The 12,893-nt window shown below is 40.9% G+C and carries 12 protein-coding genes; 10 read left to right on the top strand and 2 right to left on the bottom strand.

All coding sequences use genetic code 11. The features are described 5' to 3' along the window. Window positions 1-182: 182 nt before the first annotated feature. The 5 genes from JNUCC25_RS17830 to JNUCC25_RS17810 all read left to right on the top strand — a co-directional run bounded on the left by JNUCC25_RS17830 (window position 183) and on the right by JNUCC25_RS17810 (window position 3,864). Window positions 183-440, top strand: a complete 258-nt coding sequence (locus JNUCC25_RS17830) for a FeoA family protein (protein ID WP_013058246.1) — start codon at window positions 183-185, stop codon at window positions 438-440. Then, complete coding sequence (locus JNUCC25_RS17825) at window positions 433-1,164, top strand: FeoB small GTPase domain-containing protein (RefSeq protein WP_013058245.1); 732 nt, start codon at window positions 433-435, stop codon at window positions 1,162-1,164. The genes JNUCC25_RS17830 and JNUCC25_RS17825 overlap by 8 nt, the downstream gene beginning before the upstream one ends. A 13-nt stretch (window positions 1,165-1,177) precedes the next feature. Further along, window positions 1,178-2,545, top strand: coding sequence for a nucleoside recognition domain-containing protein (locus tag JNUCC25_RS17820; RefSeq protein ID WP_371400017.1), 1,368 nt, complete (start codon window positions 1,178-1,180; stop codon window positions 2,543-2,545). 284 nt (window positions 2,546-2,829) lie between these two features. Next, on the top strand, window positions 2,830-3,414 hold the full coding sequence (locus tag JNUCC25_RS17815) for a hypothetical protein (RefSeq protein ID WP_029323338.1): 585 nt from the start codon (window positions 2,830-2,832) through the stop codon (window positions 3,412-3,414). 72 nt (window positions 3,415-3,486) lie between these two features. After that, window positions 3,487-3,864: a hypothetical protein gene (locus JNUCC25_RS17810; RefSeq protein WP_078082048.1), complete on the top strand. Its 378-nt coding sequence runs from the start codon at window positions 3,487-3,489 to the stop codon at window positions 3,862-3,864. A gap of 45 nt (window positions 3,865-3,909) precedes the next feature. Here the strand turns inward: JNUCC25_RS17810 and JNUCC25_RS17805 are convergent, their stop codons facing one another. Next, the gene (locus tag JNUCC25_RS17805) at window positions 3,910-4,290 is read right to left on the bottom strand and encodes a FixH family protein (RefSeq protein WP_029323334.1); all 381 of its coding nucleotides are present in this window, start codon (window positions 4,288-4,290) and stop codon (window positions 3,910-3,912) included. Window positions 4,291-4,521: 231 nt separating this feature from the next. Here JNUCC25_RS17805 and JNUCC25_RS17800 point away from each other — a divergent pair, with 231 nt between their 5' ends. Beyond that, window positions 4,522-5,505, top strand: a complete 984-nt coding sequence (locus tag JNUCC25_RS17800) for an HD domain-containing protein (RefSeq protein ID WP_029323332.1) — start codon at window positions 4,522-4,524, stop codon at window positions 5,503-5,505. 90 nt (window positions 5,506-5,595) lie between these two features. Here the strand turns inward: JNUCC25_RS17800 and JNUCC25_RS17795 are convergent, their stop codons facing one another. Beyond that, complete coding sequence (locus JNUCC25_RS17795) at window positions 5,596-6,702, bottom strand: GntR family transcriptional regulator (protein ID WP_013058239.1); 1,107 nt, start codon at window positions 6,700-6,702, stop codon at window positions 5,596-5,598. Window positions 6,703-7,040: 338 nt separating this feature from the next. Here JNUCC25_RS17795 and JNUCC25_RS17790 point away from each other — a divergent pair, with 338 nt between their 5' ends. From JNUCC25_RS17790 to JNUCC25_RS17775, 4 genes are all read left to right on the top strand, one after another. Then, complete coding sequence (locus JNUCC25_RS17790) at window positions 7,041-8,672, top strand: xylulokinase (protein WP_013058238.1); 1,632 nt, start codon at window positions 7,041-7,043, stop codon at window positions 8,670-8,672. Further along, window positions 8,666-9,364, top strand: a complete 699-nt coding sequence (locus JNUCC25_RS17785; RefSeq protein ID WP_013058237.1) for an L-ribulose-5-phosphate 4-epimerase — start codon at window positions 8,666-8,668, stop codon at window positions 9,362-9,364. The genes JNUCC25_RS17790 and JNUCC25_RS17785 overlap by 7 nt, the downstream gene beginning before the upstream one ends. A gap of 29 nt (window positions 9,365-9,393) precedes the next feature. After that, window positions 9,394-10,818 (top strand): L-arabinose isomerase, encoded by a 1,425-nt coding sequence (gene araA / locus JNUCC25_RS17780; protein ID WP_013058236.1) that lies wholly within the window; start codon window positions 9,394-9,396, stop codon window positions 10,816-10,818. A 147-nt stretch (window positions 10,819-10,965) separates the two neighbouring features. Next, window positions 10,966-12,345: a sugar porter family MFS transporter gene (locus JNUCC25_RS17775; protein WP_013058235.1), complete on the top strand. Its 1,380-nt coding sequence runs from the start codon at window positions 10,966-10,968 to the stop codon at window positions 12,343-12,345. Window positions 12,346-12,893 lie beyond the last annotated feature (548 nt).

Raw genomic sequence — 12,893 nt, 5'->3', positions numbered from 1 at the left:
AAACTTTCGATATCATGACAAGTGAAAACTGAAAATTTTAAATAAATCATGCTGACATGTTCATTTTTCTGCATTAGCAGAATACCCTATTAAAAATCAACGAGCATATTTTTTTACCTTAAAAGTTGGTCTAACGAAAAAAATATAACCTTAGATAAAAAATGAGAAGGGACGAAAAATAGATGGCTAGTGTAAATAATTATCCATTGTCTACATTTACGACAGGTGAAACGGTGCAGCTAGAGCGAATCGAAATCGAAGGTGCCTTAAAGCGACGCTTGTTAGATTTAGGATTTATTCCAGGAGCAATTATCAAAGTGCTTCAAAAAAGCCCGTTAGGAGATCCTGTTGCCTATCAAGTAAGTCATACAACGATTGGTCTCAGAAAAGAAGAGAGCTCAAAAATTTATGTGAAAAAAGTAGGTGACGACGGTGAGTAAGTATTGTATTGCATTAGCAGGAAATCCGAACACAGGAAAAAGTACGTTATTTAATAGCTTAACCGGTCTTAAGCAGCACACGGGAAACTGGACGGGAAAAACCGTAGCCAAAGCAGAAGGGACGTTTGAACATCACCAGCAGCTCTACACAATCGTCGATTTACCTGGAACGTATTCACTGTATTCAAACTCGGCGGACGAAGAAGTAGCGCGTGACTATATTTTATTTGAAAGACCTGACGTTACGGTAGTGGTGGTTGATGCAACGGCGATGGAGCGAAATCTTAATTTAGCGCTGCAAGTGATGGAAATGACTGAAAACGTCGTGATTTGCGTGAACTTAATGGATGAAGCAAAGAAAAAAGGAATTGTGATTAACGAAAAAAAGCTGGCTGAATCGTTAGGCGTACCGGTTGTGCCTATATCAGCACGTAATAAAAAAGGGATTACGAATTTGCTAGATGCAATTGAACAAGTCGTACGCGGGCAGGTAAAACTTAACCCTTACCAGGTGCAGTACACAAAAGAAATAGAAGCGTCATTAAAGGAGCTAGAACCTCAAGTCGCTTCTATTGTTGGAAATCAATTTCCTCTGCGCTGGATTGCTTTACGGGTTCTTGATGGAGACACGTCATTTTTAGAAACCATTCAGCAGCGTCAGCAGCAAGGTATCAGTCACACAGAAAGGAGGAACAGCGCATATGGGAAATCCGTTAACTCCTGAAAACTCATTAGCGATGGAACAATTAACTCGCTATGCGCAGCAGGCAAAAGAAAAAGATCATCGTTCCAATATGGTCGCAAGTATTTATCAGTCGTCACAGCAAATATGTAAAAAATCAGTTGTGTACGAAGACCGCTCAAAGCTTCAGCGTACAGAAAAGTTAGATAAAGTCTTTACCTCGCCAATTTGGGGCTTTCCGATTATGCTTGGTATTTTATCGGTCATCTTTTATATCACAATAGCCGGCGCAAATGTTCCTTCTGGATTAATCGCACAAGGATTTGGCTGGGCCGAAGGGTATTTAACAGCTTTCTTTCAAGCTATGCATGCGCCAGAATGGCTGCACGGAATTCTTGTATTAGGGCTGTTTCGCGGTACCGGATGGGTCATTAGCGTGATGCTGCCTCCGATGGCCATCTTTTTCCCGGTTTTTGCTCTTTTAGAAAACTACGGATATTTGCCTCGCGTAGCGTTTAATATGGATCGTTTGTTCAAACGAGCAGGCGCACACGGCAAGCAGTCGCTGACGATGGCGATGGGGTTTGGATGTAACGCCGCAGCGATTATGTCAACGCGTATTATTGAATCGCCTCGTGAACGTATGATGGCGATTTTAACAAATAATTTTGTTCCATGTAACGGCAGGTGGCCTACGCTGATTTTGTTAGCTTCTTTATTTATGGCAACAGGCTTTACAGGGAGTGCTAAAACTTTCGTAACGGCGCTTGTTGTGGTTGGAACGGTGTTATTTGGAATCGTGGTGACGCTGTTTGTATCGTGGGCACTGTCTAAAACAGCGCTGCGCGGAGTTCCGACACACTATACGCTAGAGCTCCCGCCTTACCGCAAGCCAAAATTTGTAGATACAATTGTACGCGCGACGCTGGATAAATCGCTGTTCGTGTTAAAACGCGCGATTATTGTTGCAGCACCCGCAGCGGTGTTAACGTGGGTATTGGCCAACATTTATATCGGTGACACAAGTATTTTAATGCACTTTGTTCAGTTTCTTGACCCATTTGCTAAGTCGCTAGGACTAGACGGGTATATACTAGCTGCTTTTATCATTGGCTTGCCGGCTAATGAAATTGTTGTACCGGTTCTACTGATGGCGTATTTATCAACGGGCTCATTAATTGAAATTGAAGATGCGACTCGACTGAAACAAATTTTCCTTGATCACCACTGGACGTGGCTAACGGCTCTTAACATGATGTTGTTTTCACTCCTGCATTTTCCGTGCGGAACGACGCTTGTGAATATTTATAAAGAAACCAAAAATGCAAAGTGGACGTTTCTTGCTTTTGCAATACCAACAGTGATTGCGATTGGCGTTACGTTTACGGTTGCGCAAGTGGTAAAAGGGTTTAACCTTATTTAAATAGGAAATAAAAGTGCAGGGCTTTGAAAAGAGCCCTGCTTTTTTTATGAGTTGTTAATTAACTAGATTTTTAGTTTTATAATGTAAGATTAATTGATATTTTTTAGGGGAAATGGTAATTTGTATGATATGTGCTTCGTTCATGATGCACATACATGTAACTTCTGGGGAAGAACAACTATGGTGAAAAACAAGGTCATAGAAACCATCTGCTGGCTGGCAATCCTTGCTCTCCTTATTCTCAGTTCAGTATTGTAAATGTCGTTTATAAAGGTACAAAACAAATGCTTCTATTTACAAGAGATGAGCTGAAGTCTGGAGAAGTAAGCAAAAGCTGGGAATCATTTCGAAAAGAACAGCAGCTGTCACAGCACAAAGCAAAAATAGAAGATTTTCGTTTGACGCTAGATAGGGATCAAAACATATCTTCTATGCGGTTTACAGTGATAGATCCTTCTGATGATAACTCATATACAATGCTAGATTACAGCTCTTGTTTTTTATGTGAAGACAAAGGAGAGGATCGGTTGACAGTTACAAGTGACAAAGTTGATCGAAAGCCTGCTCAATACGACCGATTAATGACCGCAGATGAGTTCTTTTTGAAGGTAGAAACCCTTAACAACCAGCATTTCTTTACAACTAGTCGCTATGCGTACACGCACCTTCATTCTTCCGGTGAGTACGAGAATACGAGTTATGACGGCCCTTACTTTATTTTAGAGGGAACGGAGTTAAAACAACTACAAACCTCTCATTCTTTGGACAAAGATTATCGTAATTACGGCAGCATACAAGTGATTGGCAGCAACAGTTCAGGAAGCTATCAGACAAGCGAGGGTACAACCGAAAGCATCATCATTAGGTAAAAAAAGCTGCTGTTTGCACCACGAGAGATTAATAGAAAAAAGCGCCAATGAAATGCTAAAAGGAGGCTGACGGTGGGGATATTTTTTAATAAAATAGATTCAAAAAAAGCTAATAAGTATCAAACAAGGCTATACTCTTGTTTCACCATTCTGATAATAGTGAATGTGATTAACAGCTGGTTTCTCGATTGGCTTTGGCTTTATATCACCACAAGTAGCATTCTTGTTATACTAGTGATATTCCTGCTCAAAACACCTAAACGCGATTTAGATGAAGAGTGGAAGCAGCTAGAAATAGAGAAAGACGAGGCTTTTGAAAACAGAGTCAATTTGATGGTTATGAATGGCCGAAGTGATGTGCAGGCTATTAAATACATACGAAAAGAAAAAAATCTTGGTCTGCTTCATGCGAAGCAGTATCTTGACCGTATTAAAGAATCAAAGAAATAATAAAAGCGACCTTTGACAAGCAGAGGTCGCTTTTTGATAGGCTATTTATTTTTTCTCGCCAACCGTCACTTTTTTCGTAAACATTTTCATGTCGCCTTTTATCGTCACATGAGCGGTAATCGTATATTCGCCGTCGTCTTTGAACGTATAGTCCGTGCTGTATGCGCCGTTATCCTGATGTTTGGCATCGATCATTTCCTGGTTAATATAGCCTTCTTTTTCAACTTGAATCTGTACGGCGTCTGCATTTTCGATTTTTTTATCTCCTTGTGTAACGAGTACGTTAATAGATGTTTTTTCGTTTGCTTTAATAGTTTGCGGCACTTCAATTGTTTCTTTTACTTCCTGTGACTGTTGCTCATTTCCTTTTGAACAGCCGACCACGGCAATGACTAAAACGAGCAGCAGCATGCTAAGCTTTTTCATAAATATCTCCTTTTTTATCTTACCTTCTATTAGTAAATAAATTTCTCCATAAAACTTTATCACTGAAGTCATAAAATAAAATCATCCCAATGAGTGATTTTTTACGATTGTGACGCCAAGGAAATTGAACATTTTATTGCAAAAAATAGTTTGCTATTACAACGCGACTTTACAGTATTGTGTCTTGAGCTTAGGATTAAACATAATAAGCTAGGAAAAGGAGAGAGAAATATGCTCATACTTTATGATGAGCTGTACGGGAAATTTGAAATAGACGGCGTTCTTTTAGAACTCATTCAAAGTGATCCCGTACAGCGTTTAAAAGGAATTTACCAAGGCGGAGCGAGCCGGTTTGTAAATGAAAACTGGAATACTACTCGATATGATCATTCCGTTGGTGCGATGATGCTTGTCAACAGATTAGGAGGCTCTTTGGAAGAGCAAATAGCAGCTTTATTACATGACGTTTCACATACGGCATTTTCTCATGTGATTGACTATGTTTTGGAACAAAAAGAAGAAAATTATCATGAAACGATTTACGAACAAATTGTGGCCCAGTCGTCTATTCCTCCTATTTTAAAGAGCGCCGCTTTAAACTGGCAAGATATCTTACTTGATGAAAGCCAATGGACGCTGCTCGAACAGAACGCTCCGCACTTATGCGCTGACCGCGTGGATTATACGCTGCGGGATTTGTACGTATGCGGGGAGATTACTTTACAAGAAGTGCATACATTTTTGGATCAGCTTGTCGTATTTAATGGACAAATGGCATGCAGTAATTTATCAGCGGCAGAATGGTTTGTGGATGCTTATTATAGAGAAGTAATTGGCTTTTTTATGAATCCGCTTAATATGTTTGGCAACTATCAGCTGACGAAAATTATCAAGCTCGCTTTGCAAAAAGATATTTTATCTATAGAAGATTTTTTAAAGCAGGATGACGATGTGGTTCGGTTGCTGAAAAATGCTGGAGATAGCAGTATTGAAGGGGTGTTATCTGCTCTTTTTAACAGCAAAGTACAAAAAGGAACAGCGTCTTGTCATGATGTTCACCAAACGACAAAAATGCGCTGGGTTGATCCTCTTGTTATTGGTTCAGATGGGGCGGTTCCTGTATCTCAGTTATCACTTACCGCTAAAAGAGTAATAGAAGAAGCAAAACAAAAGATAGAAAAAGGAGTATATCTCAGCATTCAGGCTCCGTTATAAAGGGAATCATTACATAAAGAAAGGGATGCATAATAATGTGCATCCCTTTCTCTCATAAGAAGTTTTATAGACCTCTAAGGAAGCCTTCTCTTAACGAACTTCATCACGCTTCGCATTTAACTCTTTAATCGTTTCACCTTCAACTAATACAGGCTGATAGTAGGTTTCGGTTGGTAACTCTTTTTTGCCCTGCAGCTTTTTAATAATCCAATCCGCCGCGTCGTGTCCCATTTGTTCCTGCGGATGGGTTAAAGTTGTTAAATTAATCGTCGCATTTTTAGCGATGTACGAATTGTCTTGACCAATAATTGACAACTTGTCCGGAATAGAAATGCCAAGCTGTCTGCATACATTTACAACTTCTAATCCGACTTCATCGTTATAGCAGACAAGAGCCGTCATTTCGTCTTGATTTTCAGTAAGAAACGTCTTTAAATTAGCGTACAAATCAAGCTTTGTTTCGGTGTTAAAAGACAAAATATGCTCAGGCTGAAAGCGGAGCTTTGCTTCACCAAGCGCTTTTATGTAGCCTTTCATTCGGTACTTTCCTTGCAGGTCATCCATTTTTGCGATGAGCCCGATTTGTGTATGACCTTTTGAAATTAATTCATTTGTGGCAAGATAGCTTGACTGAACGTCATCTAGACAAAAAAACGGAACGTCCAATTCTTCGTAGTAGGCGTTAATCATTGTAAACGGAACGTCTTGTTCTTTGAATGATAAATAATACGAGATGTTTGGATTGTACAAATTACTTTTTGTAGGCTCAACAATTAGACCGTCTACTCCGTAGGAAAGCATCATTTCCAATGCTTTTTTTTCTTGTTCTACATCATTATTCGTGCTCGCCAGCAGCAGCGAATAATTATCTTTATTTAATCTGCTTTCAATTCCGCGAATAATAGAAGGGAAAATATAGTCGGAAATATACGTGGTAATTACGCCGATTGTTTTGTTGGCAGAAGCCCCGCTAGATTTGGATTGATACTGATTGCTCACATAGGTGCCAGAGCCTTTTTCACTTCTTAAAAAACCTTCATTCGACAGCTCTAAAATGGCTTTTCGAACCGTATGTCTGCTGACACCATACGTTTCTTGCATAACCGATTCAGTAGGGATTTGTTCGCCCATGCTGTAATCGCCTGAAAGAATTTTGCTTTTTATATCCTCAATAATCACCTGATATTTTGGCTTCATGTTTTCACTTCTTTCGTAGTTGTATACATTCAACTTTTTTTATGTATAAAATTTGTATGGACATATTTTATCATGAACGTGAATAAATGAAAAGATTTCCTTGATTTTTAATCGAAAGGAGAATGATTTAAGGGTTGGATACCGATTTTTTAAAAGTTTGAGAAGGGAATAGTATGGTGTTTTGAATATTTGTGTGCATATATAATTTTTATATTGACAAATGTACGTACAAATAAATATACTTAAGTTGTTAACAAATTCAAACAGCGTTACATAAAACGGAAAGCGCTTCCTTACTGCTATAGGTATCTTTATAGCTATCAGAAAGGAGATTAAACGTGAAAACAACTCAAGAAAGCATAAAACAAGCAATTGCTAAAGGGAAAACGTCCCTTGGAATTGAACTTGGATCTACTCGTATTAAAGCGGTGCTGATTGATGAAAACTTTGAAACGATCGCATCAGGCAGTTATGAATGGGAAAATCTCTTAGAAGACGGTTTTTGGACGTACAACTTACTCGATATTATTACAGGTCTGCAAAGTGCTTACCGTGAAATGAAGCAAGAAGTGGAACGAAGCTACGGGATCACGATTCGAACAGTTGGCTCGATCGGCGTTTCAGCTATGATGCACGGATATATGGCGTTTGATAAAACGGGTGAGCTGCTAGTTCCGTTTCGAACGTGGCGTAATGCAACAACAAGCGCAGCAGCAAAAGAATTAACTGAACATTTCCAATTTAATATTCCTGAACGATGGAGCATTGCGCATCTTTATCAGGCAATTATCAATCAAGAAAAGCATCTGCCGCGCATTGATTACATGACAACGCTAGCCGGCTATATTCACTGGCTGCTGACAGGCAGTAAGGCGCTTGGCATTGGAGATGCTTCGGGGATGTTTCCAATTGATGAACGCACGCAAAATTACAGTGAAAATATGATGAAGCAGTTTGATGATCTCATTTCTCATAAAGGGTATCCGTGGCAACTATCAGATATTCTGCCTGCAGTCCATACTTCAGGCGAGCAAGCAGGTACATTAACAGCCATTGGGGCTAGTATTTTAGATCAATCAAAAAATTTGCAGCCGGGAATTCCATTTTGTCCTCCAGAAGGAGATGCGGGAACGGGAATGGTGGCGACAAACAGCGTAAGAAAACGCACGGGAAATGTTTCAGTAGGAACGTCCGTTTTTGCGATGATTGTACTAGATAAAAAGCTTTCAAACGTTTATCCGGAAATTGATTTGGTTACTACGCCAAACGGCAGTCCAGTTGGAATGGTTCATGCGAATAACTGCTCAAGCGACTTAAACGCCTGGCTCGGATTGTTTCGCGAATTTTCGGAGGCTATGGGACAAAAAGTAGAGTCGGATAAATTATTCGAAGTGATGTTAAATAAAGCGCTAGAAGCTGATCCTGATGGAGGAGGCTTGCTTAGCTACGGCTATTTCTCAGGTGAAAATATTACCGGAGTAGAAAGTGGACGTCCGCTATTTGTTCGTTCAGCAAAAAGTAATTTTAATCTAGCAAACTTTATGCGAACGCATCTTTTTACAGCTTTTGGCGCTTTAAAAATAGGTATGGATCTTTTAGTCAAAGAAGAAAACGTAAAGATTCACAGTATTTTAGCGCACGGAGGATTATTTAAAACGCCGGTAGTTGGTCAAAAAATGATGGCAGCGGCAATTAATACCCCGGTTTCCGTCATGGACACAGCTGGAGAAGGCGGCGCGTGGGGAATGGCTATTCTTTCTTCTTATATGCTTAATAAAAATGAGAATGAAAGTTTAGAAGATTTCTTGGATGATAAAGTCTTTAAAGAAGTAACCGCACAAGAAATTTATCCTGACGAACTTGATGTAAAAGGGTTTGAAGCATTTATTAAAAGATATAAAAAAGGGCTAGTGATTGAAAAAGCAGCTGCAGAGCACCACAGCGAAGAACGGGAGGAGTTAGTGTGCTAGATAAATTAAAAGAAGAAGTATTTCAAGCAAACGTCGATTTGCCAAAACACGGACTGGTTAAGTACACGTGGGGAAATGTAAGTGCCATTGATCGAGACAGCGGTTTGTTTGTGATTAAACCAAGCGGTGTGACGTACGAGAAAATGACGGCGCAAGACATGGTAGTCGTTGATTTAGATGGCCGCGTGGTAGAAGGGGAGCTTAATCCGTCATCGGATACGCTGACGCATGCCGTACTCTATAAACATTACCCGCAAATCGGCGGTATTGCCCATACGCATTCAACGTGGGCGACCATTTGGGCTCAAGCAGGACTTGATGTGCAGGCAATGGGAACGACTCATGCCGATACCTTCTATGGTTCCGTACCGTGCGCGCGCTTTTTGACAGAAAAAGAAGTGAATGACGGATATGAAGTGGAAACGGGCAAAGTGATTATCGAAACGTTTGAAGAGCGCGGCTTAGATGTGCTAGCGGTTCCTGGCATTTTACTTCAAGGACACGGGCCGTTTACGTGGGGAAAAGATGCCAAATCGGCGGTAATGAACAGCGTCGTACTAGACGAAGTATCCAAAATGAATTTCTTTACACAAAAATTAAACGGACTGGCTGAAGAGCTGCCGCAGCGTATATTAGACAAACATTATTTACGAAAACACGGCCAAAACGCGTATTACGGGCAAGGACAATAAAAGACTTACATACAGAAAAGGGGATTATCATGTTAAAAACAGCTCAAAAAGAATTTTGGTTTATTGTTGGTTCACAGCATCTTTACGGAAAAGAAGCACTAGCAGAAGTAAAAGCACACGCGCAAACTATGACTGATGCTTTAAATGAAAGCGGTGTCTTGCCTTATCCGATTGTTCTGCAAGATTTAGCTGTGAGTGCTGATACAATTACAAGCATGATGAAAGAAGTGAATTACCGAGATGAAGTTGCCGGTGTAATCACGTGGATGCATACGTTCTCGCCTGCAAAAATGTGGATTCGCGGTACCAAGTTACTGCAAAAACCGCTGCTTCATTTGGCGACACAATTTAACGAAAGCATTCCTTGGGAAACGATTGATATGGATTTTATGAACTTGAATCAATCCGCTCACGGTGATCGAGAATACGGTTTTATCAACGCGCGTTTGAACAAGCAAAATAAAATTGTAGTAGGCTACTGGGAGCGCCCCCAAGTACAGCAGCAAATTGCACAATGGATGGACGTAGCCGCTGCTTATAACGAAAGCTTCAACATTAAAGTCGCGCGTTTCGGCGACAATATGCGCAACGTCGGAGTAACGGAAGGAGACAAAATTGAAGCGCAAATTCAATTTGGCTGGACGGTTGACTACTTTGGAATCGGTGACCTTGTTCAATATGTAAATGCCGTTACGGAAGAAGAAATCAATGATTTGTTTGCTGAATATGCCGACGCGTACGAATTTGTCTACGGTGATTATTCTGCAGAAGAATGGGAGTCTAGCGTAAAAGTACAGGCAAGCTATGAAATTGCGATTAAACGTTTTCTAGACGAAGGCGGCTACAGCGCTTTTACCACTAACTTTGAAGATCTATACGGTATGAAACAGCTTCCTGGTCTAGCCGTACAACGCTTGATGGCACAGGGCTACGGCTTTGCTGGTGAAGGAGACTGGAAAACAGCGGCGCTTGACCGCTTGCTCAAAGTGATGAGCCATAATCAGTCAACGGGCTTTATGGAAGACTACACGTATGAATTGGCTCCCGGACGTGAGTCTGTGCTTCAATCACACATGCTTGAAGTAGACCCGACGCTAGCGGTAAATAAGCCAAAACTAATCGTTTCTCCGCTAGGCATCGGCAACCGTGAAGATCCGGCCCGCTTAGTGTTTGACGGTAAGCAAGGAGAAGGCGTAGTGGTTTCCATGGCTGACTTCGGTACGCATTACAAGCTGTTAATTAACGAAGTATCCGCATTTGAGCCGGAAGTTCCAGCTCCAAATCTTCCGGTAGCGCGCGTGCTTTGGAACATTAAGCCGAACTTCCAAGACGGCGTTAAAGCGTGGATTGAAAACGGAGGCGGCCATCATACGGTACTTTCATTAAATTTAACGACCGATCAAATCGTGAGCTATGCAAAGCTTGTTGATCTAGAGTACGTCATTATTAAGTAAGCACCACTACTTCCGAGGGAGCACTGCTTCCTTGGAAGTGAAAATATAGCGTCAGTAAAAGAACGCCGTTTTTAGAAACAAATGAAAGCGTTTTAAATAAGTGTGGTAGGAAGCAAAACTAAGACAATACAAAGGGGATATATAATCATGAGTAAAGTATCAAGTAAGTTTATCTTCTTCTTCGGCTCATTTGCCGGTATTTTATTCGGTTATGATATTGGGATTATTGCTGGTGCAGAAAGTCATATCCGTGAAGCGTTTCATTTAAGTCCGCTCTGGCTGGGGATTGTGGTTTCGTCGCTAATGGGAGGAGCAATTATCGGTTCCATTTTAAGCGGATTATTAGGAGATAAGTTTGGACGAAGAAAGTTAATTTTAATTTCATCTATCATCTTTCTTTTAGGCTCCATCGGTTCAGCGATTGCACCAGAGGAAATTACGTTAACGATTGCGCGCGTCTTTTTAGGTACAGCAGTAGGAACGGCTTCTTCGTTAGTTCCTGCCTATATGTCAGAAATCGCACCTGCTCATATTCGCGGGAAGCTTTCAGGTTTAAATCAGCTAATGATTGTAATTGGATTATTATTAAGCTATATCGTAGCCTTTATTTTTGAGCCGGTTCCAAACAGCTGGCGATTAATGCTTGGCAGCGCCGGTATTTTTGCGATCGTCTTATGCATCGGTATGATCAAGCTTCCAGAGTCGCCTCGCTACTTAATTAAAAACGGAATGGCAGATAAAGCGCGTGAAGTGCTGCGTACGCTTCGCCGGTCAACAGCTGAAGTAGAAGCTGAAGTGTCTGAAATTGAAAGCATAGCTGTTCATGAACAATCAGGCATCAAACAGCTGTTTCATAAAAAGTTTCGTTTAGCATTAATTATCGGTGTCGGAATGGCAACTTTTCAGCAGATTCAAGGCTCAAACTCAATTGTTTATTATGCAACAAGCATTGCTCGTCAAGTTGGTTTAGCGCCGCAGGTAGCTGCTGGTTTTACGGTCATCGTTGGGGTAATCTTCGTTGTGACAACACTTATTTTTCTGCAGTTTGTTGATAGATTCAACCGCCGTACCATTCTTACGATTGGCGGCGCGGGTATGGCTCTTTCATTTTTCACACCGGCTATTCTAGGAGCATTAGGCGTTAATGAAGTCGTCGTAAACTGGGTTACGTTAATTGCTCTTTGCTGCTTTATCCTTTGCTATGCGTTTTCTTGGGCGCCGCTTACGTGGATCATTGTAGGAGAAATTTTCCCCCTTTCTGTACGCGGAATCGGTGCTGGGATTTCATCTGCTTTTAACTGGACGGGATCGCTTGCAGTAGGGCTTGTGTTCCCAATTTTAGCCGACCAGTTTAGTTTAGGCGTGATCTTTTCAACGTTCGGGATCATTTGTATTCTCGGATTATTCTTCATACGCTTTGTAGTTGTTGAAACAAAAGGACGCAGCCTAGAGCAAATTGAAACGGACATGGCAGCTCGTTCTGCAAGGAAGTCTTTAAGTCCGGTTGAGCGTAATAAATATGTTTGATTGTCGTAATGTTTTAAATGTAAGGTGCTGAGATAAAAGTATTTTAGCTGAAGTGAAAAACGAACCACTAATCAAAGTGTTTGATTAGTGGTTCGTTTTTTTATGGTGAACGCAGGTTTCATCTGTTTCGTTTCTTCTAGCAGTTGATTGGAGAGCAAGGCGAAGACTCCTGCGGGAAAAGCGGAACAGATGAGACCCCGCAGGAGCACAAGCGACGAGGAGGCTCATCGGACGCCCGCGGAAAGTGAAGCCTTGCACGGAAATCAACTGCGGGGTAACAAGCGGTTCAGCACATGTCGGCCTTTGTTCGTCCCCAGCCTCTTTCTTATTAGTAGATATAGAGATTTCAGCTTTTACACTGTCATATTAGTGCCTAATAAAATGGAAAGATAGGTTAGCTTATCATAGAGTGGACTTTAATAGATATTCATAACTAGCAATTTCTAAAACGAAAGCTAAATGTGCGTTCTGCTTACAAGAAGGTAGTGACCTTCGTCAACAAATTCTCATATAAACAAGTAAGCTTGTTTACTTTTAACTAAATTTAT

The organism is Priestia sp. JNUCC 25 (assembly GCF_053667915.1).
Note: the sequence above shows the minus strand (reverse complement) of the source record. Positions and strands in the feature narration are given on the sequence as shown.